The sequence below is a fragment of the Actinomadura sp. genome (assembly GCF_044508335.1).
Lineage (GTDB): Bacteria > Actinomycetota > Actinomycetes > Streptosporangiales > Streptosporangiaceae > Spirillospora.
Window position 1 is genome coordinate 1 of sequence record NZ_JBIQHY010000059.1, and the last position, 2,441, is coordinate 2,441.

The 2,441-nt window shown below is 70.9% G+C and carries 4 protein-coding genes; all 4 read right to left on the minus strand.

Features of this window, described 5'->3' with window-relative positions; translation table 11 throughout:
- A partial coding sequence (locus tag ACIWVC_RS20145) for a GNAT family N-acetyltransferase (protein WP_396447523.1) occupies positions 1 to 260 on the minus strand: 260 nt, incomplete at its 3' end.
- Between the two features lie 120 nt (positions 261 to 380).
- Complete coding sequence (locus tag ACIWVC_RS20150; protein ID WP_396447524.1) at positions 381 to 1,946, minus strand: AMP-binding protein; 1,566 nt, start codon at positions 1,944 to 1,946, stop codon at positions 381 to 383.
- Between the two features lie 9 nt (positions 1,947 to 1,955).
- Positions 1,956 to 2,153 carry a hypothetical protein gene (locus ACIWVC_RS20155; RefSeq protein ID WP_396447525.1) on the minus strand — a complete coding sequence of 66 codons (198 nt, stop codon included), beginning with the start codon at positions 2,151 to 2,153 and terminating at the stop codon, positions 1,956 to 1,958.
- Positions 2,146 to 2,441, minus strand: a 296-nt coding sequence (locus tag ACIWVC_RS20160) for a nuclear transport factor 2 family protein (RefSeq protein ID WP_396454422.1), incomplete at its 5' end; no start/stop codon positions are given. The genes ACIWVC_RS20155 and ACIWVC_RS20160, both read right to left, overlap by 8 nt.

The window sequence follows — 2,441 nt, forward strand, 5'->3', positions numbered from 1 at the left end:
GCTCCCTGGTAGCGGCCCCGGATGATCGAGTTGATGTTGACCATGCCGGCCGCTGCGCCGGTCTCCCGGACGCGGACCAGAAAGCCCCGGTTGGTGCCGTCGTCGAAGCGGCGCATCCAAGCCTGGAACTCCTCCGGGGTCGCGGGCAGCTGCACCCACGGCCGGTGCAGTTCGGCGCTGGCCTGCACGAGCGAGCAGAACTCGTCCTGGTCGGAGCGTGTGAGCGGGCGCAGTTCGACCCGTGATGGCGTCTTGGGCATGGATCAACGTTAGGACGGGACTGGCACGCCCCTGGCTGGAGTTGTTCAACCTGCCGTCGCAGGCAGTGTTCTCTGGGGGGTTCTCTGGGAGGGCACAGGCGAAAGCGTGCAGTCCGGTCGTCAGGGCGTTCGGAGCGTGTAGGTGCCGTTGCGGTGCTCGTAGATCGGGTCGGTGGTGTTGCGGGCCGCCTCGCGTAGCGGGCGCTTGACGACCTTGTTGGTGGGGGTGCGCGGCAGCGCGTCCACTATGCGGATGTAGCGGGGCGTCCACTTCGTGCCGAGGTCGGGCTGGGCCTTGAGGAAGGCCATGAAGGACGACGGGTCGAAGGAGTGGCCCGGGGCGAGGGCTGCGGCGGCCATCACCTGGTCGCCCACGTGGTCGTCGGGGACGGCGTAGACGGCCACCTCCGCGAAGGGCTCGTAGCGGGCCAGGAGGCGTTCGACGGGGGCCGCGGCGAAGTTCTCCCCGTCCACGCGCAGCCAGTCGTCGGTGCGGCCGGCGAAGTACCAGTAGCCGTCGGCGTCGCGGTAGGCGAGGTCGCCCGACCACGTCCAGCCGTTGCGGACGCGTCTCGCCGTCGCCTCCGGGTTGTTGTAGTAGCCCTCGAACTTGCCCGCGCCGTTCGTGTCGACGATCTCGCCGATCGCTTCTTCCGCGTTGAGGAGCGTGCCGTGGGCGTCGAACCTGGCCGGCGGGCATTCCTGGAGGGTGTCCGGGTTGATGACCAGGGTGCCCGGCTCGGCCACGCCCAGGGAGCCCGGCGGTGTGCCGGCGACGCGGTTCAGCCGGATCTCGCCCTCGCTGGAGCCGTACGAGTCGATGACCGTGCAGCCGAAGCGGCGGGCGAACTCGTGGATGTCGCGTTCGTTCGCCTCGTTGCCGAAGGCGATGCGGAGCGGGTTGTCGGCGTCGTCCGGCTTCTCCGGGGTGGCCAGGATGTAGTTCAGCGGCTTGCCGACGTAGTTGAAGAACGTGACGCCGTAGCGGCGGACGTCCGGCAGGAAGCCCGAGGCCGAGAACTTGCGGCGGAGCACCATGCGGCCGCCTGTTGCCACGGCCGGGGCGATCCCCGCCATCAGCGCGTTCGAGTGGAACATCGGCATGACCACGTAGAACACGTCGTCGCGGGTGAGCGAGCGGCGGTCGCGCTGCTGGACGGCGATCCGGCCGAGCCTGCCCTGAGTGCAGATCACCGCCTTGGGAGCCGATGTCGTGCCCGAGGTGAAGACCAGGGAGAAGATCGTCTCGGGGGCGACGGGGAGGACGTCCGCCGGCGGGGCCTCCAACCGGTCGGTGTCGATGGTCAGCGTCGGGACGTCCGCCAGGCCGTCCAGCAGCGATGCGCGGGACGTCTCCGTGACCAGGAGCGCGCAGTCGGTATGAGCGATGTCGCGAGCCAGCTCGGCACCTCGCCGGGTCGGGTTCAGCTCGACGACCGGCACGCCGGCCAGCGCCGAACCCAGGAGCCAGAACAGATGCTCCGGGCCGTTCTCCAGGAACAGGCCGACGTGTCCGCCGGCCGAGCGAGCGAGTGTCGCGCAGCGCAGGGCCTCCTCGATGACCTCGCGCCACGTCCAGGACGCGTCCTCGAAGTTCAGGGCAGGACGGTCGTCGTCGGCGCGAGCCGCGACGAGCTCGGCGAACGTGATCTCGTGGTCCGGGCGGTCGTCTCGCAGCGCGGGCATCGGCACTCCCTAGGCGCGGTGGGGGCGGTTCGTACAGTCGAAGTCGGCGCGGACGAACCAGCCGGACGCGGCCAGGGTCCCGCCGTCGACCGGGATCGTGGGGCCGGCGACCGCCAGGTCGCCGGCGGCCGCCAGGCGGCGGGAGATCGCCCCGCCCATGCCGAGCGCGCCGCCCATGGTGACGCTGACCCGGGGGTTCTCACTCACCGCGCCACCTCCGGACGGGACGGGTCTCGATCGAGTCGATGCGCTGCTCGCGGCGGGCGATCCGCCAGGTCCGGCCGTCCAGCCGGTAGACGTCGGTGTACCGGCAGTGCCAGACGAGGTCGGACACGCCGTCCCCGCGTACGCTCATGTGGTGGGCGACGCAGGCGATCTCGCCCGTGGCCGTGCCCGGCTCCGGCCCCGCGTCGAACACCTGGCCCGCGAGCGCGTGGAAGGTCAGCGGCATCCGGTCCAGCACCGACAGCGTCGCGACGATCTCCGATCGTCCGG